Source organism: Escherichia sp. E3659 (assembly GCF_005781135.1).
GTDB lineage: Bacteria > Pseudomonadota > Gammaproteobacteria > Enterobacterales > Enterobacteriaceae > Escherichia.
On sequence record NZ_VATQ01000027.1, the window covers coordinates 128,626 to 151,141 of the forward strand.

Sequence of the window (22,516 nt, forward strand, 5' to 3'; positions counted from 1 at the left end):
AGGGGGCAGATATGGATATGAAGATTTTATTACCTATCAGCAGTTGCTTACTCTTTCTTCCTGAGAGTAATGCTGCACACCAGAGTATTTCACCACTCTTCCAGCATTACTCATTAGCTTGTGAAAGAGAGCAAATTAACCCCGGAATTAATTTATCTGAGTATTATTCAGAAAATGAATTTGACTTGTACCAATATTATGCTTTTCGTTGCCCGGATATAGAGAATCAAGTCAGAGGACCATCAGTTTCTGTTTTATTGAGAGTGAGAGCGAAAAGTCCGTTTGAGGACAGGTTAAATATTTCAACATCATATGCAGTTTACCCTGATTATAATATCGATAAATCAATTGACTGGAGTGACGATGGCAACAGGGAGAAATCAACGCTAAACGACTCTGTTAATGTTACTCAATAAAGATACTAAAAATTATGCTAAAGCGATTATTTGCTATTATCCTGATTTTATCTGTGCTGGGGTGTTCTGTTGTTGACACATCCCTGGAGAAAAATGATCTGTATAATTTATCAGTGTATGAAGATAATATTGGTGGCGCTTCAGTATTAGTAACAGTTTTCGCAAATCATGGTAATAGTGCATTGGTTGTCAGGAAAATAGTACAAAGTAGAACAGCATCCTCCACAATTAATATTCATGTTTATTTATCATTACCTATGTTTGCGGATAAAGGAAGCCCCAGTCAAATTTCTTATAGTGTAATAGTGCCAGCGGACATCAATAAAGTTACTATAGGTGATGATGAGCAAATCATCTGGGTAAGATCGAATGAGTAAAAGTGACCAGGTTTATATACATGAAACAAATAATAGAAAAAGCTTTAACAGTTTTGCTTATGATTTACGCCGGGTCCGCAGCTGCCGAAGGCAAAGTGAACGATTTATGCCACATAGGTAATCGTGTAGATAAACTAGAGATTACAAATTATCCGCAGGGATACACTTCGCCAGTTTCAATTGATGAGGGACGGCTGAATGAAATTTATAAATACAAGGTTGAAATCACTGATCTTGATGATAAAGAAAGTAAAAAAATTGTTGAGCTATTACAGATGGATTATGCTGAACAAGAGGAAAATGTTACTAATCTGAGGTGGCGCGTGAATATCACCTCATATCAAAATAAAAAATGTGATATCTATTTTGATGGTTTTGGTTTATGTGGGAAAATTAACGGTGAGAATGTCTGCTTCAGGCATAATGAAATGATACGATGGATAGAGTCCCATATTTCTGTGTTTCTACATAGCGTTAATGAATGAACGTTATGAAATAATGTATTTATCAACAAAACCCTCACATTCTCAATAGACTTGCACAGTGTTTTATTATTTATTGCACGGATTTTGAATAGATATCATCTGTAGGATAGGTTTATCCTGACAGCTTAAACTGTCAGTTAATAATAAAGGACAACCAAATGGAATTAGTTGATGCGTTATTTGCAAGCCCCGCCATGCAGGCATTAATTGAGCAGATATATCATATTTTTCGTCGTTATCCGGTGCCGTCGAGATTTCATGTTTGTTGTCCTTACTGCTTTAGCGAAGAACAACAACAAGCCTTAAGAGGGGGTTCACTGCGTGCCATACCTTTCCCTTTATTACATGCCTGGGGAACAAGTATTGGCCCTAACCCACAAAATGATGATGAGATTCGCTATTTATTACCCAGATTGTTTGAATTTATTGCCCAAAGGCAATTTCCAGGCATTTATGAAGGCTGCTGTTTACAGAGAATAGCAGAGGCAGATAGCCAGAACTGGCGAGCGGATGAACTACAAATAATTAGCGATTTCGCTTACTTATATATGCAGGATTGGGTGTCGGCTAAGAAAGTTGTGGAACTGGAAATAATATTAGAAATGTTTTATCGCGGTGGTATAAAGATTGAACCCTTACTTGACGCCATTATGTCCATTTCCGGTTACTGGCCGACGGCGTCTATGGCATGTTTGCTCTGGCGTAACAGTAAAGAATGCATCGAAAATAGCGAGTTTGAGCAGAGTGATGATGAAAAAACCATTACCACCCAAATCAATACCTGGGCTAGAAATAATCATCCCTTGCTGAAAGAAAGAGCGCGGCAAGCGATTGAGAATCCGCTAAAACAGCCCGAACCAATGACAGAATATCAGGTCTGGGAAGAGAATTGGATGATTGATGAGTGTTTATGCGCGATGTATGACGCATCATCCGAATCACCAGGGCAATAAAGATGAATAAAATCAGACTTTATATTCCACCGCTAATTCTCGGCTTTGTTATTGTACCGTTGTTGGTGTGGCCGACGGTGGTTGCGCTGGCTGCCTGTGTAATCACGATGAGTTTTCTGGGAGAAATACTGTTCTCAATCCCGCTCATGCACAGGCGTATTTCCCTTCTGCAATTACAACTATGGTTATCGGCTGAATATGCGCTTTTCTTCTGTGCAATGGTGGGCGTTGGTTGGCAATTTGCGCGCAGAACACCACCTGAATTGAAAAGCAGACTGCATTGTTGGCTGGTATTTGCACCAGTTTATTTCTGGTTGCTCCTGTGGAATATCATTTTTTATGTCGCGCCAACGCAAATTGCTTTGCTCGAAAATATGCGCAGTTTCTTTCTGACAGTTGTCTGGCTCCCACTGAATTTTTCGCCATTTTGGTCTCAACCGTGGATCGACTTTGTCGGTCCGATAAGTGCACAGCTTGGTTTTGCGTTGGGATATTATTGCCAGTGGCGTAGCAAAAATAGAAGCCAGAGGAAGAAGTGGGGCGAGTGGGTAATGTGTCTGAGTTTTGTTACGTTGGGTATGATGGCGTGGGCTTTGCGGTAATTCCTTGAATCAAAAAGTAGGTTAGATTGAAAATTGACCTCAGATTGTTGACAAAGTGCGCTTTGCTCATGCCGGATACGGCGTGAACGCCTTATTCTGCCTATAAAACCATGTAAATTCAATATATTGCATAAACCACGTAGGCCTGATAAGCGTAGCGCATCAGGCAGTTTTTTTGTTTATCATCAGTCTCAGGTCAGATTGAAATCTGACCTGGCCACCTTACGTTAATTTACGACGCCAGCGACAACTTCTGCTGCGTATACTCCACCAGCCACTGACTCACACGAGACTGTTGTTCCGCATTCAGCCACATGCCTTGTTTTGTGCGACGCCACAGGGCATCGTCGGCGCGGCGGACCCATTCGTGATCCACCAGATATTTCAGCTCCGCTTCGTAGAACTCATGACCGAAATCCTCCCCGAGGTCGCTTATCGCCCCCGCATTGCCGAGCAGCAGCTCGCTGTTGCTGCCGTAAGTGCGCGCATAATGACGTGCCAGCGATTCGGTCAGGAACGGGTAACGGCGGCGCAGACGAGCTGCGTAATCGTCGCGGTCGCCTTCAATGGCACCACCCGGCAGCACGCTCTCTTTCGTCCACGCCGGGCCAATACCCTGATAATACGGCGTCAGTTTTTCCAGCGCATGTTCCGCCAGTTTGCGGTAGGTGGTCAGCTTACCGCCGAATACCGACAACAGCGGCGCTTTGCCGTTTTCATCATGGATATCAAGGGTGTAATCACGGGTGATTGCCTGCGGTGAGTCGGATTCATCATCACACAGCGGGCGCACGCCGGAGTAGGTCCAGACGATATCGTCACGGCTTAGCTGCTTTTTAAAGTGCGCGTTATACACTTTCAGCAGGTAATTGAGTTCGCTCTCTTCAATCTTCACTGCTTTCGGATCACCTTTGTATTCCACATCGGTGGTGCCGATGATGGAAAACTCGTCCATCCATGGGATCACGAACACAATACGTTTATCTTCGTTTTGCAGAATGTAGGCTTGCTTCTGGGTATGCACGCGTGGCACCACAATATGGCTGCCTTTGATAAGGCGAATGCCATAAGGCGAAGGCAGATGCATCCCGTCGTCGAAGAACTGCTTCACCCACGGGCCGGTGGCGTTCACCAGGCCGCGTGCCTGCCAGCTGTATTTTTTACCGGTATCGATATCTTCCGCTTCCACAATCCACAGGCCGTTTTCGCGGCGAGCAGAAGTGGCACGAGTACGAGTAAGCACTTCGCCGCCTTTACGCACCACCATCTGGGCGTTGGCGAGTACCAGACGGGCGTCGTCTACCCAACAGTCGGAATATTCGAATCCGCGCTTAATTTCCGGTTTTAACACTGAATTTGCGCCAAAACGCAAACCGGTTGATCCCGGCAGGCTGGTGCGTTTACCCAGATGATCGTACATAAACAGACCAATACGAATCATCCACGCCGGGCGCAGATGCGGACGATGCGGCAAGCGAAAACGCATCGGGAAGGCGATATGCGGCGCCATTTTCAGTAGCACTTCACGTTCGGCCAGCGCCTCGCTGACCAGTCGGAATTCATAGTGCTCAAGGTAGCGCAGGCCACCGTGAATGAGTTTTGAGCTGGCGGAAGAGGTCGCGCAAGCGAGATCCTGCGCCTCCAGCATCAGCACGGATAAACCGCGTCCAGCGGCGTCTGCCGCGATACCAGCACCATTGATGCCGCCACCTATCACAATCAGATCTTTGGTTTCCATGCTGCCCTCATTCACTTTCGTTAAAGCTCATAAATGCTCGTTATCGAACATATTAGCAAAGAATCGCGCTTTGGGTAACATTGAAAAAACATTTTAGAGTGATATGTATAACATTATGGCGTTTATCTGCCGCTTCGACGTAAACTGTGCGGTAAATTTGCCCACTTGTTTGTAAAGAAAGAGAGACGCATGGATCAGTTCGAATGTATTAACGTTGCCGACGCGCACCAGAAGTTGCAGGAAAAAGAGGCGGTGCTGGTCGATATTCGCGATCCACAGAGTTTCGCAATGGGGCATGCGGCGCAGGCTTTCCATTTGACTAACGACACGCTGGGCGCGTTTATGCGTGATAACGACTTCGATACACCGGTGATGGTGATGTGTTACCACGGTAATAGCAGCAAAGGCGCGGCGCAGTATCTGCTGCAACAGGGCTACGATGTGGTCTATAGCATTGATGGCGGCTTTGAAGCCTGGCAGCGTCAGTTTCCTGCAGAGGTGGCGTACGGCGCGTAACGCTTTATACTGTCCCCTTTTGTGTGGAATAAGCGACAGCAACGATGTTGATGATTACCTCTTTTGCTAACCCCCGCGTGGCGCAGGCGTTTGTTGATTATATGGCGACGCAGGGTGTTATCCTCACGATTCAACAACATAACCAAAGCGATGTCTGGCTGGCGGATGAGTCCCAGGCCGAGCGCGTGCGGGCGGAGCTGGCGCGTTTTCTCGAAAACCCGGCAGATCCGCGTTATCTGGCGGCCAGCTGGCAGGCGGGCCATACCGGCAGTGGCCTGCATTATCGCCGTTATCCTTTCTTTACTGCCTTGCGTGAACGCGCAGGTCCGGTAACCTGGGTGATGATGATCGCCTGCGTGGTGGTGTTTATCGCCATGCAAATTCTCGGCGATCAGGAAGTGATGTTATGGCTGGCCTGGCCATTCGATCCAACACTGAAATTTGAGTTCTGGCGTTACTTCACCCACGCGTTAATGCACTTCTCGCTGATGCATATCCTCTTTAACCTGCTCTGGTGGTGGTATCTCGGCGGTGCGGTGGAAAAACGCCTCGGCAGCGGTAAGCTAATTGTCATTACTCTCATTAGCGCCCTGTTAAGTGGCTATGTGCAGCAAAAATTCAGCGGGCCGTGGTTTGGCGGGCTTTCTGGCGTGGTGTATGCGCTGATGGGCTACGTCTGGCTACGTGGCGAACGCGATCCGCAAAGTGGCATTTACCTGCAACGTGGGTTAATTATCTTTGCGCTGATCTGGATTGTCGCCGGATGGTTTGATTTGTTTGGGATGTCGATGGCGAATGGAGCACACATCGCCGGGTTAGCCGTGGGTTTAGCGATGGCTTTTGTTGATTCGCTCAATGCGCGAAAACGAAAATAATTCCAGGGATTTATAAATGAAACAAACACAACGTCACAACGGTATTATCGAACTGGTTAAACAGCAGGGTTATGTCAGTACCGAGGAACTGGTGGAGCATTTCTCCGTCAGCCCGCAGACTATTCGCCGCGACCTCAACGAGCTGGCGGAGCAAAACCTGATCCTGCGCCATCATGGCGGCGCGGCGCTGCCTTCCAGTTCGGTTAACACGCCGTGGCACGATCGCAAGGCCACCCAGACCGAAGAAAAAGAGCGCATCGCCCGTAAAGTGGCGGAGCAAATTCCCAATGGCTCGACGCTGTTTATCGATATCGGCACCACGCCGGAAGCGGTGGCGCACGCGCTGCTTAATCACAGCAATTTGCGTATTGTCACCAACAATCTCAACGTTGCTAACACGCTGATGGTGAAAGACGATTTTCGCATCATTCTCGCCGGTGGCGAATTACGCAGCCGCGATGGTGGGATCATTGGCGAAGCGACGCTCGATTTTATCTCCCAGTTCCGTCTGGACTTTGGCATTCTGGGGATCAGTGGCATCGATAGCGACGGCTCGCTGCTGGAGTTCGATTACCACGAAGTTCGCACCAAACGCGCCATTATTGAGAACTCGCGTCACGTTATGCTGGTTGTCGATCACTCGAAATTTGGCCGTAATGCGATGGTCAATATGGGTAGCATCAGCATGGTTGATGCCGTCTACACCGACGCCCCGCCGCCAGCGGGCGTGATGCAGGTGCTGACGGACCATCATATTCAACTGGAGCTGTGCTGATCCTGCACGGCTTCCCACGTCAGACCAAAACGCGCCAGGTATTTGCGTAGCCGATCCGCGTCGTTGACGCTGGCTTTGCCCTGGCGCGAAACATCAAAAAGCTGTCGTCCGGCAGCAGAAAGCGACTTTGCCTGGCGGCAGATAGCGATAACGTGTTCCAGTTGCAGCCGATCAAAGAGGTCGATATTTTCCGCTTCAGCGCCCAACAGCTGTGCAAGCAGGGAAGGGCGACTTTCCTGCCAGTTATAGCGCAGACGGTTTATCTCATCTTCAACCACGTTCAGAGTGATGCGTCCGCTAGTGGCAAAGGTTGCCATTCGCGTGACGCTGGCAGAAAGCTCGCGAAAGTTACCGCGCCATGTTGCCTGGGGAGATGTCGCAAAGGCCAGCCAGGCGCGCCGCGCTTCGGTGTTAAAACGCACGCTGTCGCCGGTGAGTGAAGCGTGGCGCTCCACTTCATAATCCAGGTTAGGTTCAATATCTTCCTGACGCTGGCGCAGCCCCGGCAGGGTGAAGGTCCAGAGATTGATCCGCGCGTACAGATCTTCGCGAAATTTGCCTTCGGCAACCAGCTGGCGTAAATCGCGCACCGTTCCGGCGATAAGCTGAAAATCACTGCTCACCTGGCGATCGCTGCCAAATGGGTAAAAGGTTTTCTCTTCAATGGCTTTCAGCAGCATTGCCTGTTCGTCTGCGCCCAGTTCGCCAATCTCATCAAGAAACAACATTCCACCGTTGGCGCTGCGTAATAATCCTTCACGCGATTCCCGCGCCCCGGTAAACGCGCCTTTTACATGACCAAACAGCGTCGACATGGCGGTATCGCCGCGCAGGGTGGCGCAGTTCACTTCCACAAACGCGCCGCTAAACTGATGCCGTGCCTGTTTTAACTCGAAGATGCGTCGCGCCAGAAATGACTTGCCCGCACCGGTCGGGCCGTTAAGCAGGATCGGTGCGCGGGATTTGATCGCCACTTTTTCGATCTGCTCAATCATGCGGTTGAAGTGGGGGTTACGCGTGGCAATGCCGGACTTAAGAAAATCAAGCGTTTGCTGGCGTTCCTCGGCAAAGCGGCTGGCGATGGCGTTATAACGGCTTAAATCGAGATCGATAATCGTCACCGCGCCTGGACTATCGGGCTGTTCTTTTTTGCGTGGAGGCGAGGTCTGCGCCAGCCGGGCGGGCAGGTAACGCGCTTCCGCCAACAGAAACCAGCAAATCTGCGCGACGTGGGTGCCGGTGGTGATGTGAATTAAATAGTCTTCTTTATCAGGTTGGAACGCGTAACCACGGGCGAAATCATGCAGGCAGGCGTAAACCTCTTCGAAATCCCACGGGTTATGCAGCTCAATCTCAACGCCCACTACTTCTGTTTCTGGCGAAACGCTGGCGATATCGCGTTTAAGTGTTTCAAATAGCGAGCGCGAGCGGGCGTCGTGCAATAATTCCAGTCGATCGATGACTAACGATTCTTGCTGGCATAAACAAAGCGTCGGACGCCATTTCGACCAGCGCTGACTGCCGCGCCCGGCATAATCCAGCACCGTTCCGACAAAGCCAAAAGCCACTGTTTTATGCATCTTAGATATCCTTATAAAAGACGATATTTCATTATCGGTAAATTGGCTTTGCGGGAAATCTCCGTTTACGGACGTAAAGATTTTATCTATTTAAAAACAATGAATTAAAAAATTAAGCTGCTTATTTAATTTTCTGGCACGACGGTTGCAATTATCAGGACATACCAACGAAAAGAGAAAAACAAAATGAATTACGAATTACTGACCACTGAAAATGCCCCGGTAAAAATGTGGACCAAAGGCGTGCCGGTAGAAGCCGATGCGCGTCAGCAACTTATTAATACGGCGAAGATGCCGTTTATTTTCAAACATATTGCGGTAATGCCTGATGTACACCTGGGTAAAGGTTCCACCATTGGTAGCGTGATCCCGACCAAAGGGGCGATTATTCCGGCGGCGGTGGGCGTGGATATTGGCTGCGGAATGAACGCGCTGCGTACCGCGTTAACGGCGGCGGACCTGCCTGAAAACCTGGCGGAGCTGCGTCAGGCAATTGAAACTGCCGTGCCGCACGGGCGTACTACCGGGCGTTGTAAACGTGATAAAGGCGCATGGGAAAACCCGCCTGTTAACGTCGATGCGAAATGGGCTGAGCTTGAAGCCGGTTATCAGTGGTTAACGCAAAAATATCCCCGTTTCCTTAACACTAACAACTATAAACACCTGGGAACGCTGGGAACGGGTAACCACTTTATTGAAATCTGCCTTGATGAGTCGGACCAGGTGTGGATTATGCTGCACTCCGGTTCACGCGGAATTGGTAACGCCATCGGGACTTACTTTATCGATCTGGCGCAAAAAGAGATGCAGGAAACGCTTGAAACGTTGCCATCGCGCGACCTGGCGTACTTTATGGAAGGTACGGAATACTTTGATGATTACCTGAAAGCCGTGGCCTGGGCGCAACTTTTTGCCAGCCTTAACCGCGATGCGATGATGGAAAACGTGGTAACGGCGTTGCAGAGCATTACGCAGAAAACGGTAAGACAGCCACAAACGCTGGCGATGGAAGAGATCAACTGTCACCACAACTATGTGCAAAAAGAACAGCACTTTGGCGAAGAGATCTATGTGACGCGTAAAGGCGCGGTGTCTGCGCGTGCTGGTCAATATGGAATTATTCCCGGTTCGATGGGAGCGAAAAGCTTTATCGTCCGTGGGCTGGGAAATGAAGAGTCGTTCTGTTCATGCAGCCACGGTGCCGGGCGGGTAATGAGCCGTACTAAAGCGAAAAAACTGTTCAGCGTGGAAGATCAAATTCGTGCCACCGCGCATGTGGAATGCCGTAAAGATGCCGAAGTGATCGACGAAATCCCGATGGCGTATAAAGATATTGATGCGGTGATGGCGGCACAAAGCGATCTGGTGGAAGTTATCTACACCCTGCGTCAGGTGGTGTGCGTAAAAGGATAAATGATGAAAAGGATGATTGCGCTGGATGGCGCACAGGGCGAAGGCGGCGGGCAGATCCTGCGTTCGGCGCTGAGCCTGTCGATGATAACCGGCCAGCCATTTACCATCACCGGCATTCGTGCCGGGCGGGCGAAACCGGGGCTGTTGCGCCAGCATCTGACCGCGGTAAAGGCGGCGACGGAAATTTGCGGAGCAACGGTGGAAGGCGCGGAGCTGGGATCGCAGCGTCTGGTCTTCCGGCCTGGTACCGTGCGCGGCGGCGATTACCGCTTTGCTATCGGTAGCGCCGGAAGTTGTACGCTGGTGCTGCAAACGGTGCTGCCCGCGCTGTGGTTTGCCGATGGGCCTTCGCATGTTGAAGTGAGCGGCGGCACCGATAACCCGTCGGCCCCGCCTGCGGATTTTATCCGCCGGGTGCTGGAGCCGCTGCTGGCGAAAATAGGAGTTCATCAGCAAACCACACTATTACGCCACGGTTTTTACCCTGCCGGAGGCGGTGTGGTGGCAACGGATGTCTCGCCCGTGGCATCGTTTAACACCTTGCAACTTGGCGAGCGCGGGAACATTGTGCAGATGCGTGGTGAGGTGCTATTAGCTGGAGTGCCGAGGCATGTCGCTGAACGTGAAATCGCTACGCTGGCGGGTAGTTTTTCCCTGCATGAACAGAATATTCATAACCTGTCACGCGACCAGGGGCCGGGTAATACCGTCTCGCTTGAAGTCGAAAGTGAAAATATTACCGAACGCTTTTTCGTCGTCGGTGAAAAGCGCGTCAGCGCCGAAGTGGTCGCGGCACAACTGATAAAAGAGGTGAAGCGCTACCTGGCAAGCCCGGCGGCGGTGGGGGAATATCTCGCTGACCAGTTGGTTCTGCCGATGGCGCTGGCGGGCGCGGGACAATTTACGGTCGCCCATCCCTCATGCCATCTGCTGACCAATATTGCCGTGGTGGAGCGTTTCTTGCCCGTGCAGTTCAGTCTGACAGAAACAGACGGCGTAACGCGAGTGAGCGTTGAATGATGCAGAGATGTAAGCCGGATCTGGCGCGTTATCCGGCTAAATTCACACTCCATACCCCATCATCTTCAGCAGCTTCTGCGCGTGTTGTACCGCAGCCTGGCGGTGGGCGACGCCGAGTTTTTGGTACAGATTGCGGATATGCGTTTTGATGGTGGTCGCTGCGACTTCCAGTTCACCGGCAATTTGTTCGTTGCTGTAACCGGAGTAAATCAACCCCAGTACCTGCCATTCACGTTGTGTCAGCGGGCTGGTGCGGATAAGTTCTGGCACTTCCGGATGATTTAGCAGACGTTCAACGAAACTCTCATCGAAATGGGCGAATTTATGTCGATGATGTTGATTGATTTCCCGCAGAATACGCTGCGCGCGGTGCTGTTCCAGTTCCGGCAACGTATTGAGTTGAATCAGCTGACGTAACTGCTGCGCCATCGCTTCGCCTTCAATAACAAAATGACTGATAAATCCAGTGCGGTTTGCCAGTTTTAATGCATCCAGCAGCACACGCTGGGCGTCGCTTTTACGCCCGGCTTGCCAGTACAACTGATTGAGTAAAAGCAGGTTACGGTTGAGGTCGCTCATCAACCGCAGACTGCGGGCGTTTTCGTTCAGTTCTTCGAGGACAATTTCCGCTGGTTCAAACTCTCCCAGCAAGATTTGTGCGCGGGCAATGTTGCGCCATTGACCTTGCAGGAAGTGATTGTTCGCAAACTCTGGTTTCGCAGTATGGCTTAGCCAGTTGGCGGCAGCCGCTTTATCTCCGGTCATCTGCCAGTAAATCACGCGAACTTTGTTGGCGTTAGAGATCCAGTCGCTGTGATATTTGCCATTCCCCAGCAAGTTTTCCAGACGGTTAAGCTGGCTACGGGCGTTATCCAGATCGCCACGGGCCAGCGAGCATTGAATCAACATTGCCAGGCACTGAAGCTGTTGCTGCGGCTGATAAGACGACAAGACTTCAATCCCGCTACGCGCCGACGCTTCGGCTTCATCCAGCCGCGCCCAGGCCCATAGCAGCTGTGCACGGATGCGCACCAGAAACTCATGCATCGGCAACTGTTCCAGATGCTGCTCGTTTATCAACTGGAACGCTTTTTCCTGTGTTTCCCATGCGGTTTGCAGGAACCCTTGGGCAAACAGAATTTCACTTTGCTGAATCAGACTCCACAAGGCGTAGTGCCAGACATCGTGCTGGCGCGCCATTTGTTCGGTTTGCTGCATTAACGCCAGTGAACGGGTCAATTCGCCTTTGCAGTGCAACACTTCGCCAAGCACGGATGTCGCGACAATGCGGCTGTAGAACCAGCCCGGCGGCAGTTCTTCCAGCGCCAGTTTTGCCAGCCGCTCGGCTTCATCCGGATTGCCGTCGTTAATAGCCACCTGGGCGCGCAGAGCGTTAAATTCTGCGTGCATGGTACCTTCTCTGATGTCCTTGATCTCATGCTCGGCACGCGCCAGCAGGGTGTTCACTTCGCCATAGCGATGTTGGCTTTGCATCAGCCACGCCTGCAACAACACCAGCTGTGGGTTTTCCAGCAGGCTGTCCCACGGCAGGGCGTTGAGCGACTCTTCCAGCAGTGACAGTTCGCTATGGTTGAACAAACTCCAGGCGTGATTAAGCAGAATATCGCGCAGCATCAGCGCGTCGCCCGCGGCCAGCGCATGATGAATAGCTTCGCTGGGAAAACCTTGCGCCATCCAGCTTTCTGCGGCAGCACGGTGAATTTCCGGCAGTTCCGCCGCCAGTTCCCACTGGCAGCGCTGGCGCAGGAAGTTGCCAAACAACGGGTGATAGCAGAACCACTCGCCGGTATCATCCATCCGTTGCAAAAACAGTCCCTGACGCTCAATTTCTTCGAGGCGCATTTGCCCGTTGTCTTCACCGGTCACGCGGGTGATTAGCGCATCGTTCATCGAGCGTAAAATGGCACTTTTCAGTAGAAAATGGCGTGTCGCCAGATCAACGTTATCCAACACTTCATCGACCAGATAATCAGAAAGATGGCTGGCATTAATGCCCGCCAGGCGACGTGCGGATTTGTGCGCAGAGTGGGTATTCTGTCGGACAGAGAGGGCGATTAATTGTAAAGCCGTTGCCCAACCAGAAACGTCATCGCAAATCCGGCTACTTTCAGCGGCTTCAATGGGCGAAGACAGACGGCAATCAAAAAACTGCTTGGCTTCCTGATGGGTAAACGCCAGTTGCTGGCTGCCTATTTCCAGCAGTTGGTCACGTACACGCAAATTGGCAATACCCAGTTGCGGAAGATTGCGCGACAAAACCACCAGGGTCAGATTTTCTGGTTGATGACGAATAAAGAAGCGCATTGACTCGTGAATCACTGGGTTAGTGATCAGATGATAATCGTCAATAACCAGGTAGAGCGGCTGGTGCCACTCTGCCAGTTCGATAAACAGTTGGGCAAAAAGTGAGGATAGACTGGCATATTGCCGCTTTTGCGCCATCACTTCACTGGCGGGGCAATGCCCGTTGGTGGCCTGTTGAATTGCGGCAATCAGGTAGCTGGCGAAACGTTCTTGCTGGTTATCGCCGTCATCCAGCGAGTACCAGCCCAAATCGTTTTTGCCTGCCGCCCATTGGGATATGAGCGTTGTCTTTCCGTAGCCCGCAGGACTTGTGATCAGCACCAGCCTGAAGTTGTTCGCGCCGGAAAGTTTAGCCAGCAGGCGCTCACGAACCACGGTATGGTCGAGTCGAACCGGACGACTTAATTTTGACGGAATCAGCATAGTTAATCACTTCACTGTGGAAATTGAGGAAATATTATTTTTTTTGCGCTTCGTAATTAATGGTTATAAGGTCGGCCAGAAATCTGTGCAATGCAAGCGATGACGGTTTTTTATGTGTCTGAATTTGCACTCTGTCACAATTCAAAACCTTTATTAATGGTTCACCTAAAAACTACGCTGATTCAGCGTAGATACTGGATCTTATGGTGTTTTCTCGTGGTTCAAAAGCGTTATTAAAGCAATGATGCTTCCTTAATTCATGATGAAAGGTCTATCTAAAAAGATGATCTTAATAAATCTATTAAGAATGAGATGAATCACGATTGGTATTTCATTACTGAAACTATTTCGCTGCTTTACTTAATTTATAGAGTGACATTCCGCTTTTTGATAATACGCAACGGCCCTTTCTTACTGTTAATAGTCAGTTTTTTGCGCCCTTTGGCACTGGGCCAGTGCTTTTGCAGTTGATTGCACTACCTTTAAGTGTTCGCGATCACATTTTCTTGCTCATCCCCGTCACTCCTCCCCGCCTAATCCCCAGTAGGATGAGGAAGGTCAACATGGAGCCTGGCAAACTAACGATAACGTTGTGTTTAATGTCTAAGAAAACTGGAACTCCTATGTCACAACCCATTTTTAATGAAAAGCAATTTCAGGAAGCCCTGTCACGTCAATGGCAGCGTTATGGTTTAACTTCTGCAGCTGAGATGACTCCTCGCCAGTGGTGGCAGGCAGTGAGTGAAGCGTTGGCGGAAATGCTGCGCGCCCAGCCTTTTGCCAAATCGACGGCGAATCAGCGCCATGTCAACTACATCTCAATGGAGTTTTTGATTGGTCGTCTGACGGGTAACAACCTGTTAAATCTCGGTTGGTATCAGGCTGTTCAGGATTCGCTGAAGTCTTATGACATCAACCTGACAGATTTGCTGGAAGAAGAGACTGACCCGGCGCTGGGCAACGGCGGTCTGGGCCGTCTGGCGGCATGTTTCCTCGACTCAATGGCGACCGTCGGACAGTCCGCAACAGGCTATGGTCTGAACTATCAATATGGTCTGTTCCGTCAGTCATTTGTTGACGGTCAACAAATGGAAGCGCCAGATGACTGGCATCGCGGTAACTATCCGTGGTTCAGCCATAATGAAGCGCTTGACGTGCAGGTTGGGATTGGTGGCAAGGTCACGAAAGACGGACGTTGGGAGCCCGCATTTACCATTACCGGCCAGGCGTGGGATTTACCTGTGTTGGGCTACCGAAATGGTGTGGCGCAGCCGCTGCGTTTATGGCAAGCGACACATGCGCATCCGTTTAACCTCACCAAATTCAACGACGGCGATTTCCTGCGTGCTGAACAACAGGGCATTGACGCTGAAAAACTGACTAAAGTGCTCTATCCAAACGACAATCATACTGCCGGTAAAAAACTGCGTCTGATGCAGCAATATTTCCAGTGTGCTTGTTCGGTTGCCGACATTCTGCGTCGTCACCATCTGGCGGGGCGTAAACTGCACGAGCTGGCAGATTACGAAGCCATTCAACTGAACGATACCCACCCGACTATCGCTATTCCAGAGCTGCTTCGTGTGTTAATCGATGAGCACCAGATGAGTTGGGATGACGCATGGGCAATCACCAGCAATACCTTTGCTTATACCAACCATACCCTAATGCCAGAAGCACTTGAGTGCTGGGATGAGAAACTGGTAAAAGCCCTGCTGCCACGCCATATGCAGCTAATCAACGAAATCAACAACCGCTTTAAGAAGCTGGTGGAAAAAACCTGGCCGGGCGATAAAGCGGTATGGGCGAAGCTGGCGGTGGTGCATGACAAACAAGTTCGCATGGCCAATATGTGCGTGGTAAGCGGCTTTGCGGTGAACGGTGTGGCGGCGTTGCACTCGGATCTGGTGGTGAAAGATCTGTTCCCGGAATATCACCAGCTATGGCCGAACAAATTCCATAACGTCACCAACGGTATTACTCCACGTCGTTGGATCAAACAGTGCAACCCGGCACTGGCGGATCTGTTGGATAAATCACTGAAAAAAGAGTGGGCTAACGATCTCGATCAACTGATTAATCTGGAAAAATTCGCTGATGACGCGAAATTCCGTCAGCAATATCGCGAGATCAAACAGGCGAATAAAGTTCGTCTGGCGGAGTTTGTGAAAGTTCGTACCGGTATTGAAATCAATCCTCAGGCGATTTTCGATATTCAGATCAAACGCCTGCACGAGTACAAACGCCAGCACCTGAATCTGCTGCATATTCTGGCGTTGTACAAAGAAATTCGTGAAAACCCGCAGGCTGATCGCGTACCGCGCGTCTTCCTCTTCGGCGCGAAAGCGGCACCGGGCTACTACCTGGCGAAGAATATTATCTTTGCGATCAACAAAGTGGCTGACGTGATCAACAACGATCCGCAGGTGGGCGACAAGCTGAAGGTTGTGTTCCTGCCAGATTATTGTGTATCTGCTGCGGAAATGCTGATCCCGGCGGCGGATATCTCCGAGCAGATCTCCACCGCAGGTAAAGAAGCTTCTGGTACTGGCAATATGAAACTGGCGCTTAACGGTGCGCTCACTGTCGGCACGCTGGATGGCGCAAACGTGGAGATCGCCGAGAAAGTCGGTGAAGAGAATATCTTTATCTTTGGTCATACTGTCGAGCAGGTTAAGGCGCTGAAAGCGAAGGGCTATGACCCGGTGAAATGGCGGAAGAAAGATAAGGTCCTTGATGCGGTATTGAAGGAGCTGGAAAGCGGCAAATATAGCGATGGCGATAAACACGCGTTTGACCAGATGCTGCATAGCCTCGGTAAGCAGGGCGGCGATCCGTATCTGGTAATGGCGGACTTTGCGGCTTATGTTGAAGCGCAAAAACGCGTGGATGTGCTGTACCGCGACCAGGAGGCCTGGACTCGTGCGGCGATCCTCAATACCGCCCGCTGCGGTATGTTCAGCTCGGATCGCTCAATCCGTGATTATCAGGCTCGTATCTGGCAGGCAAAACGCTAAGGAAGCGCGATGGAAAGCAAACGTCTGGATAAAGCCGCGTTGGCGGCGGGGATCAGCCCCAATTACATCAATGCCCACGGAAAACCGCAGTCGATTAGCGCCGAAACCAAACGGCGTTTGCTTGATGCGATGCATCAAAGTACCGCCACGAAAGTGGCGGTAACACCAGTGCCAAATGTCATGGTGTATACCGCCGGGAAAAAAATGCCAATGGCGGTAGAGGGCAGCGGCGAATTTAGCTGGTTGCTGACAACCGAAGAAGGTACGCAGTACAAAGGCCACGTGAGCGGTGGTAACGCGTTCAATCTACCGACTAAGCTGCCGGAAGGTTATCACACGCTGACGCTTACCCAGGATGAACAGCGTGCTCATTGTCGGGTGATTGTCGCCCCGAAACGCTGCTACGAACCGCAGGCATTGCTCAACAAGCAAAAGTTGTGGGGCGCCTGCGTTCAGCTTTATACGCTGCGCTCGGAAAAAAACTGGGGTATTGGGGATTTTGGCGATCTCAAAGCGATGCTGGTGGATGTGGCGAAACGTGGTGGAGCGTTTATCGGCCTGAATCCGATTCATGCGCTCTATCCGGCAAACCCGGAAAGCGCCAGCCCATATAGCCCGTCTTCTCGCCGCTGGCTGAACGTGATTTATATCGACGTCAACGCCGTTGAAGATTTTCAGCTTAGCGAAGAGGCGCAAACCTGGTGGCAGATGCCGACGACGCAGCAGACGCTGCAACAGGCGCGGGATGCCGACTGGGTCGATTACTCCACGGTTACCGCCTTAAAAATGACAGCATTGCGCATGGCGTGGAAAGGTTTCGCGCAACGTGATGATGAGCAGATGACCGCGTTTCGCCAGTTTGTTGCAGAGCAAGGCGACAGCCTGTTTTGGCAGGCAGCCTTTGATGCGCTACATGCCCAGCAAGTGAAAGAAGACGAAATGCGCTGGGGCTGGCCAGCATGGCCCGAGATGTATCAGAACGTGGATTCGCCAGAAGTGCGTCAGTTCTGCGAAGAACATCGCGATGACGTCGATTTTTATCTCTGGTTGCAGTGGCTGGCTTACAGCCAGTTTGCCGCCTGCTGGGAGATAAGCCAGGGCTATGAAATGCCGATTGGCTTGTATCGTGACCTGGCGGTTGGTGTAGCAGAAGGTGGGGCAGAAACCTGGTGCGACCGTGAACTGTATTGCCTGAAAGCGTCGGTTGGCGCGCCGCCGGATATCCTCGGCCCGCTGGGGCAGAACTGGGGATTGCCGCCGATGGACCCGCATATCATCACCGCGCGCGCCTATGAACCTTTTATCGAACTGCTGCGCGCCAATATGCAAAACTGCGGCGCATTACGAATTGACCATGTGATGTCGATGCTGCGTTTGTGGTGGATACCGTATGGCGAGACGGCGGATCAGGGGGCATATGTTCACTATCCGGTGGATGATCTGCTCTCGATTCTGGCACTTGAAAGTCAGCGCCATCGCTGCATGGTGATTGGCGAAGATCTCGGCACTGTACCAGTAGAGATTGTCGGTAAACTGCGCAGTAGCGGTGTTTACTCCTATAAAGTGCTCTATTTCGAAAGCGACCACGAGAAGACATTCCGCGCGCCGAAAGCGTACCCGGAGCAGTCGATGGCAGTTGCGGCGACACACGACCTGCCAACGCTTCGCGGTTACTGGGAGAGCGGTGATTTAACGCTGGGCAAAACGCTGGGGCTGTATCCGGATGAAGAGGTGCTGCGCGGTCTGTATCAGGATCGCGAACTGGCGAAGCAGGGGCTGCTGGATGCACTGCATAAATACGGTTGTCTGCCTAAACGCGCCGGGCATAAGGCGTCGCTGATGGCGATGACGCCGACGCTTAATCGTGGTTTGCAACGCTACATTGCCGACAGCAACAGCGCCATGTTAGGGCTACAGCCGGAAGACTGGCTGGATATGGCGGAACCGGTAAATATTCCTGGAACCAGCTACCAGTACAAAAACTGGCGACGCAAGCTTTCCGCAACGCTTGAGACGATGTTTGCCGATGATGGGGTGAACAAGTTGATTAAGGATCTGGACAAGCGGCGCAGGGCGGTAGCGAAGAAGAAGTAGAGTGCGGTTGATGCCGGATGCGACGCTTGACGCGTCTTATCCGGCCTACTAATTAATGCCGAATCGTAGGCCGGATAAGGCGTTCACGCCGCATCCGGCCATCAGTATTATCAAATCACCATATTCAGCAGCAGACAGCCTACCAGACCGCACACCGAGATAATGGTTTCCAGCATCGACCAGGATTTGATGGTCTCGCCGATAGTCAGGTTAAAGTACTCTTTGAACAGCCAGAAGCCCGGATCGTTCACGTGAGAGAAAATCACACTACCAGAACCAACCGCAATAACCATCAGCTCTGGGCTAACGCCTGTCGTTGCAATCAGCGGTGCCGCGATACCACCCGCAGTGATTGCCGCAACGGTTGCGGAACCCAGCGCGATACGCAGTACGGCAGCAATCGACCATGCCATCAGCAGCGGAGAAATGTTGGTTTCGTGCATCATGGAAGCAATGTATTTGTCCACGCCGCTGTCTACCAGCACCTGCTTGAACGCACCGCCACCGCCGATGATCAACAGCATCATCGCGATGATTTTGATGGAAGAAACCAGCGTGTCGTTAATCTGATCCATTGAACGGCCACGGTTCAGACCAAAGGTGAACATCGCAATCAGCACAGCAATCAGCGTTGCCATTACCGGGTCACCGAGGAACTCCGCCACCGGCAGGAAAGCGTGACCTTTCGGCAAGATCATTTCGGCAATCGCACGCATCGCCATCAGCACAACTGGCACCAGAGAAGTCCAGACGCTGACGCCAAAGCTCGGCATCTCTTCTTCACTGAAGGTTTTCGCGCTGTACAGACCTTCCGGGATTGGCTTATCGATACCTTTCAGCACGCGAGCGTAAACCGGACCAGCAAGAATAACGGTCGGGATTGCCAGAATGGTGCCGTACAGCAGGGTTTTACCCATGTCGGCCTGGAAGATGGTGGCAATCGCAGTCGGACCCGGATGCGGCGGCAGGAAACCGTGAGTAACAGACAGCGCAGCAGCCATCGGTACACCAACGTACAACAGTGGAATATTCGCCGCTGCAGCGATAGTGAACACCAGAGGCAGCATCAGTACGAAACCCACTTCATAGAACAGGGCAAAACCAACGGTGAAACCGGTCAGTACCACTGCCCACTGGATGTGCTTTTTACCAAATTTGGCAATCAGCGTGGTGGCGATACGTTGTGCACCACCGCAGTCTGCCAGCATTTTGCCCAGCATCGCGCCAAAACCCATGATCAGGGCAAGGCTGCCGAGCGTACCGCCGACACCGGCTTTGATAGAGCCAATAACTTTATCCAGTGGCATACCTTGCATTAATCCAACAGCAAGCGCCACCAGGACGAGAGCGATGAAACCGTTCATTTTGAAGCGGATCATCAGGAGTAATAACAAGATTACACCGATAGCAACAATGACTAATGGCATGATTTACCTGGCCTTTCATTTGTTATGGGTAACGTCAGGCTTCTGACGATAAATTCTGATCGTCCCAACTGGGAACAGAGATATAACAGCACCATGGCTGACGACTTCTAAAACTAATTAGTGTAGTCAGATGTTATGAGTGTGTTTGGTGCCCATGCAAATGATACGGGTAACATTGTGTGCTTGAGAATCACCAGAGCGGGGTAAATTTAAATTATGAGAGGTTGGTCATATTATCGCGGGGAAACGAAGGGATGGATTTGCCGAGCCAATGTAGAGCCAATGCCTGGCAGACGGCCCGATAAGGCGCTTTAGCGTCGCATCGGGCTATCTACAAAAGAGGGGATAACTTAGTAGTAAGAGTGCTCGCCGCGCTGGTGTTCGGTGAGATCGCGTACACCTTTCAGCTCCGGGAATTCGTTCAGCAGCTGCTTCTCGATCCCTTCTTTCAGCGTCACATCGACCATAGAACAACCGTTACAGCCGCCGCCGAATTGCAGAATGGCGTAACCGTCTTCGGTGATTTCCATCAGCGAAACGCGACCACCGTGACCGGCAAGTTGCGGGTTGATCTGCGATTGCAGCATATACTCCACACGCTCCATCAGCGGCGCATCGTCAGCCACTTTACGCATTTTGGCGTTCGGGGCTTTCAGTGTTAACTGGGAACCCAACTGGTCGGTAACAAAGTCGATCTCTGCATCTTCCAGGTATGGCGCGCTTAACTCATCAACATACGCAGTCAGCAGGTCAAATTTCAGGGCGGTGTCGGTGGCTTCCACAGCGTCCGGCGGACAATAAGAAACGCCACATTCAGCGTTAGGCGTGCCAGGGTTAATCACAAATACGCGGATTTGTGTCCCTTCTTCCTGGTTTGCCAGCAGTTTGGCAAAGTGCGCTTGTGCAGCATCGGAAATACGGATCATAGTAATGGCCTAATAGTTGACTATTTTAGTTGGTTATAATACGCCCATCATCGAGGCTCTACAAGGTTCGACAAAGGCACCAGACCTGGACTGTCGCCGCACCATTGCGTAAAAGCAGCTGCGCAATCTCTGCGACGGTACTTCCGGTGGTAACGACATCATCCACAATCACCATATGGCGACCTTGCACAGGCAATTCAAGGCGAAAAGCATTTTTCAGGTTGAGCTTGCGCAGCCGGGCACTGAGAAAATGCTGGATAGCGGTGGCCCGTGTTCGTACGACGGCTTCGCTATCCCACTGGCAGTGCAACCAGCGTGATAACGGCTGACACAGCAAATCGCTCTGATTAAATCCCCGACGCCAGTGACGCCGCTGCCATAACGGAACGCTGATGATGCGATCCGGCAGTTGTAATCCGGTAGTCCGACGGGCGTGTAAGACTTCCAATAGTAACAGACGTGCCAGGGCGCTGGCGATTTCGCTGCGCCGGGAAAACTTAAGCTGGTGGATGAGCGGACTTAATGGCGGCGCATAGTTGGCGACCGTGACCAGTCTTTGCCAGGGCGGCGGTTTTTGCAGGCAGCGGCCGCAAGGAAGATGTGAGTGTGTGGCAGGTAATCCACATTGTGGGCATAACGTTTTATCTGTACGGGCGGCGCGTGAACAGACCGAACAAATCCCCCAATGACCTAACGCCAGCGGCATTCGGCATAGCCAGCATAATCCCGGTACTGTTAGCATATGTTCATCCTTGTAAGTCAAAAGAGAACAATAGCGGATGAATAACATCTGGTGGCAGACCAAAGGTCAGGGGAATGTTCATCTTGTGCTGCTGCACGGATGGGGACTGAATGCCGAAGTGTGGCGTTGCATTGACGAGGAACTTAGCTCGCATTTTACGCTGCACCTTGTTGACCTGCCCGGCTTCGGGCGTAGCCGGGGATTTGGTGCGATGTCGCTTGCTGAGATGGCAGAAGTCGTGCTGCGACAGGCACCAGATAAGGCCATCTGGCTGGGCTGGAGTCTCGGCGGGCTGGTGGCAAGCCAGATTACGTTAACCCATCCCGAGCGTGTTCAGGCGTTGGTTACCGTGGCATCGTCACCGTGTTTCAGTGCTCGTGACGGCTGGCCTGGGATAAAACCGGACGTGCTGGCAGGTTTCCAGCAGCAACTGAGTGAAGATTTTCAGCGCACAGTAGAACGGTTCCTTGCGTTACAAACCATGGGTACAGAAACGGCACGCCAGGATGCGCGAGCGCTGAAGAAAACCGTTCTGGCGTTACCGATGCCGGAGGTTGACGTGCTTAATGGTGGGCTGGAAATTCTGAAAACGGTCGATCTCCGTCAGCTGTTGCAAAACGTACCTATGCCGTTTTTGCGATTGTATGGCTATCTCGACGGTCTGGTGCCGCGCAAAGTGGTGCCGATGCTGGATGAAGCCTGGCCGCACAGCGAGTCGTACATTTTCGCCAAAGCGGCCCATGCGCCGTTTATTTCGCATCCGGATGAGTTTTGTCACCTGCTGGTGGCATTGAAGCAGAGGGTGTAGGCAG

19 protein-coding genes are annotated in these 22,516 nt (G+C 51.3%); 13 read left to right on the forward strand and 6 right to left on the reverse strand.

Annotated elements, in window-relative coordinates; all coding sequences use genetic code 11:
- Positions 1–11 precede the first annotated feature (11 nt).
- The 5 genes from FEK47_RS18335 to FEK47_RS18355 all read left to right on the forward strand — a co-directional run bounded on the left by FEK47_RS18335 (position 12) and on the right by FEK47_RS18355 (position 2,833).
- Complete coding sequence (locus tag FEK47_RS18335) at positions 12–416, forward strand: hypothetical protein (RefSeq protein ID WP_135487133.1); 405 nt, start codon at positions 12–14, stop codon at positions 414–416.
- A 14-nt stretch (positions 417–430) separates the two neighbouring features.
- A complete protein-coding gene (locus tag FEK47_RS18340) occupies positions 431–793 on the forward strand; it encodes a hypothetical protein (protein WP_135487134.1) in 363 nt (120 codons plus the stop codon).
- 20 nt (positions 794–813) lie between these two features.
- Positions 814–1,278, forward strand: coding sequence for a hypothetical protein (locus tag FEK47_RS18345; RefSeq protein ID WP_138183313.1), 465 nt, complete (start codon positions 814–816; stop codon positions 1,276–1,278).
- A gap of 158 nt (positions 1,279–1,436) precedes the next feature.
- On the forward strand, positions 1,437–2,231 hold the full coding sequence (locus FEK47_RS18350) for a hypothetical protein (protein ID WP_135487135.1): 795 nt from the start codon (positions 1,437–1,439) through the stop codon (positions 2,229–2,231).
- A gap of 2 nt (positions 2,232–2,233) precedes the next feature.
- A complete protein-coding gene (locus tag FEK47_RS18355; RefSeq protein WP_135487136.1) occupies positions 2,234–2,833 on the forward strand; it encodes a hypothetical protein in 600 nt (199 codons plus the stop codon).
- A gap of 232 nt (positions 2,834–3,065) precedes the next feature.
- Here the strand turns inward: FEK47_RS18355 and glpD are convergent, their stop codons facing one another.
- Positions 3,066–4,571: a glycerol-3-phosphate dehydrogenase gene (gene glpD / locus FEK47_RS18360; RefSeq protein ID WP_135487137.1), complete on the reverse strand. Its 1,506-nt coding sequence runs from the start codon at positions 4,569–4,571 to the stop codon at positions 3,066–3,068.
- Between the two features lie 189 nt (positions 4,572–4,760).
- On the opposite strand from glpD, the gene glpE reads away from it, so the two are divergent.
- The 3 genes from glpE to FEK47_RS18375 are packed head-to-tail and all read left to right on the forward strand — an operon-like array spanning position 4,761 to position 6,737.
- Positions 4,761–5,087: a thiosulfate sulfurtransferase GlpE gene (gene glpE / locus FEK47_RS18365; RefSeq protein WP_000371924.1), complete on the forward strand. Its 327-nt coding sequence runs from the start codon at positions 4,761–4,763 to the stop codon at positions 5,085–5,087.
- A gap of 44 nt (positions 5,088–5,131) precedes the next feature.
- Positions 5,132–5,962, forward strand: coding sequence for a rhomboid family intramembrane serine protease GlpG (glpG, locus tag FEK47_RS18370; protein WP_032223910.1), 831 nt, complete (start codon positions 5,132–5,134; stop codon positions 5,960–5,962).
- Positions 5,963–5,978: 16 nt separating this feature from the next.
- Entirely contained in the window at positions 5,979–6,737 is a 759-nt protein-coding gene (locus FEK47_RS18375) for a DeoR/GlpR family transcriptional regulator (RefSeq protein ID WP_021550071.1), read from the forward strand.
- Here the strand turns inward: FEK47_RS18375 and rtcR are convergent.
- Positions 6,719–8,317 (reverse strand): DNA-binding transcriptional regulator RtcR, encoded by a 1,599-nt coding sequence (gene rtcR, locus FEK47_RS18380; protein ID WP_135487138.1) that lies wholly within the window; start codon positions 8,315–8,317, stop codon positions 6,719–6,721. The genes FEK47_RS18375 and rtcR overlap by 19 nt on opposite strands.
- Before the next feature lie 186 nt (positions 8,318–8,503).
- Between rtcR and rtcB the strand changes: the two genes are divergently transcribed.
- Positions 8,504–9,730, forward strand: a complete 1,227-nt coding sequence (gene rtcB / locus FEK47_RS18385) for an RNA-splicing ligase RtcB (RefSeq protein ID WP_001105466.1) — start codon at positions 8,504–8,506, stop codon at positions 9,728–9,730.
- A 3-nt stretch (positions 9,731–9,733) separates the two neighbouring features.
- Complete coding sequence (gene rtcA, locus FEK47_RS18390) at positions 9,734–10,750, forward strand: RNA 3'-terminal phosphate cyclase (RefSeq protein WP_135487159.1); 1,017 nt, start codon at positions 9,734–9,736, stop codon at positions 10,748–10,750.
- 42 nt (positions 10,751–10,792) lie between these two features.
- Here the strand turns inward: rtcA and malT are convergent, their stop codons facing one another.
- Positions 10,793–13,498 carry an HTH-type transcriptional regulator MalT gene (gene malT / locus FEK47_RS18395; protein ID WP_130217682.1) on the reverse strand — a complete coding sequence of 902 codons (2,706 nt, stop codon included), beginning with the start codon at positions 13,496–13,498 and terminating at the stop codon, positions 10,793–10,795.
- A 623-nt stretch (positions 13,499–14,121) separates the two neighbouring features.
- On the opposite strand from malT, the gene malP reads away from it, so the two are divergent.
- Entirely contained in the window at positions 14,122–16,515 is a 2,394-nt protein-coding gene (gene malP / locus FEK47_RS18400) for a maltodextrin phosphorylase (protein ID WP_135487139.1), read from the forward strand.
- Positions 16,516–16,524: 9 nt separating this feature from the next.
- Positions 16,525–18,609, forward strand: a complete 2,085-nt coding sequence (gene malQ, locus FEK47_RS18405; protein WP_135487140.1) for a 4-alpha-glucanotransferase — start codon at positions 16,525–16,527, stop codon at positions 18,607–18,609.
- Between the two features lie 110 nt (positions 18,610–18,719).
- Here malQ and gntT read toward each other — a convergent pair whose 3' ends face one another.
- From gntT to gntX, 3 genes are all read right to left on the reverse strand, one after another.
- The gene (gene gntT / locus FEK47_RS18410) at positions 18,720–20,036 is read right to left on the reverse strand and encodes a gluconate transporter (RefSeq protein ID WP_001131744.1); all 1,317 of its coding nucleotides are present in this window, start codon (positions 20,034–20,036) and stop codon (positions 18,720–18,722) included.
- 350 nt (positions 20,037–20,386) lie between these two features.
- On the reverse strand, positions 20,387–20,962 hold the full coding sequence (nfuA, locus tag FEK47_RS18415; RefSeq protein WP_000619389.1) for a Fe-S biogenesis protein NfuA: 576 nt from the start codon (positions 20,960–20,962) through the stop codon (positions 20,387–20,389).
- Positions 20,963–21,020: 58 nt separating this feature from the next.
- Positions 21,021–21,704 (reverse strand): DNA utilization protein GntX, encoded by a 684-nt coding sequence (gene gntX / locus FEK47_RS18420; protein WP_135487141.1) that lies wholly within the window; start codon positions 21,702–21,704, stop codon positions 21,021–21,023.
- Between the two features lie 37 nt (positions 21,705–21,741).
- Here gntX and bioH point away from each other — a divergent pair, with 37 nt between their 5' ends.
- Positions 21,742–22,512 (forward strand): pimeloyl-ACP methyl ester esterase BioH, encoded by a 771-nt coding sequence (bioH, locus tag FEK47_RS18425; RefSeq protein ID WP_135487142.1) that lies wholly within the window; start codon positions 21,742–21,744, stop codon positions 22,510–22,512.
- Positions 22,513–22,516: the final 4 nt, after the last annotated feature.

Excerpts from the sequence above, each read along its gene's own strand:
- FEK47_RS18335 (WP_135487133.1), top strand. The coding sequence starts at position 12 with ATGGATATGAAGATTTTATTACCTATCAGCAGTTGCTTACTCTTTCTT.
- FEK47_RS18340 (WP_135487134.1), top strand. The coding sequence starts at position 431 with ATGCTAAAGCGATTATTTGCTATTATCCTGATTTTATCTGTGCTGGGG.
- FEK47_RS18345 (WP_138183313.1), top strand. The coding sequence starts at position 814 with ATGAAACAAATAATAGAAAAAGCTTTAACAGTTTTGCTTATGATTTAC.
- FEK47_RS18350 (WP_135487135.1), top strand. The coding sequence starts at position 1,437 with ATGGAATTAGTTGATGCGTTATTTGCAAGCCCCGCCATGCAGGCATTA.
- FEK47_RS18355 (WP_135487136.1), top strand. The coding sequence starts at position 2,234 with ATGAATAAAATCAGACTTTATATTCCACCGCTAATTCTCGGCTTTGTT.
- glpD (WP_135487137.1), bottom strand. The coding sequence starts at position 4,571 with ATGGAAACCAAAGATCTGATTGTGATAGGTGGCGGCATCAATGGTGCT.
- glpE (WP_000371924.1), top strand. The coding sequence starts at position 4,761 with ATGGATCAGTTCGAATGTATTAACGTTGCCGACGCGCACCAGAAGTTG.
- glpG (WP_032223910.1), top strand. The coding sequence starts at position 5,132 with ATGTTGATGATTACCTCTTTTGCTAACCCCCGCGTGGCGCAGGCGTTT.
- FEK47_RS18375 (WP_021550071.1), top strand. The coding sequence starts at position 5,979 with ATGAAACAAACACAACGTCACAACGGTATTATCGAACTGGTTAAACAG.
- rtcR (WP_135487138.1), bottom strand. The coding sequence starts at position 8,317 with ATGCATAAAACAGTGGCTTTTGGCTTTGTCGGAACGGTGCTGGATTAT.
- rtcB (WP_001105466.1), top strand. The coding sequence starts at position 8,504 with ATGAATTACGAATTACTGACCACTGAAAATGCCCCGGTAAAAATGTGG.
- rtcA (WP_135487159.1), top strand. The coding sequence starts at position 9,734 with ATGAAAAGGATGATTGCGCTGGATGGCGCACAGGGCGAAGGCGGCGGG.
- malT (WP_130217682.1), bottom strand. The coding sequence starts at position 13,498 with ATGCTGATTCCGTCAAAATTAAGTCGTCCGGTTCGACTCGACCATACC.
- malP (WP_135487139.1), top strand. The coding sequence starts at position 14,122 with ATGTCACAACCCATTTTTAATGAAAAGCAATTTCAGGAAGCCCTGTCA.
- malQ (WP_135487140.1), top strand. The coding sequence starts at position 16,525 with ATGGAAAGCAAACGTCTGGATAAAGCCGCGTTGGCGGCGGGGATCAGC.
- gntT (WP_001131744.1), bottom strand. The coding sequence starts at position 20,036 with ATGCCATTAGTCATTGTTGCTATCGGTGTAATCTTGTTATTACTCCTG.
- nfuA (WP_000619389.1), bottom strand. The coding sequence starts at position 20,962 with ATGATCCGTATTTCCGATGCTGCACAAGCGCACTTTGCCAAACTGCTG.
- gntX (WP_135487141.1), bottom strand. The coding sequence starts at position 21,704 with ATGCTAACAGTACCGGGATTATGCTGGCTATGCCGAATGCCGCTGGCG.
- bioH (WP_135487142.1), top strand. The coding sequence starts at position 21,742 with ATGAATAACATCTGGTGGCAGACCAAAGGTCAGGGGAATGTTCATCTT.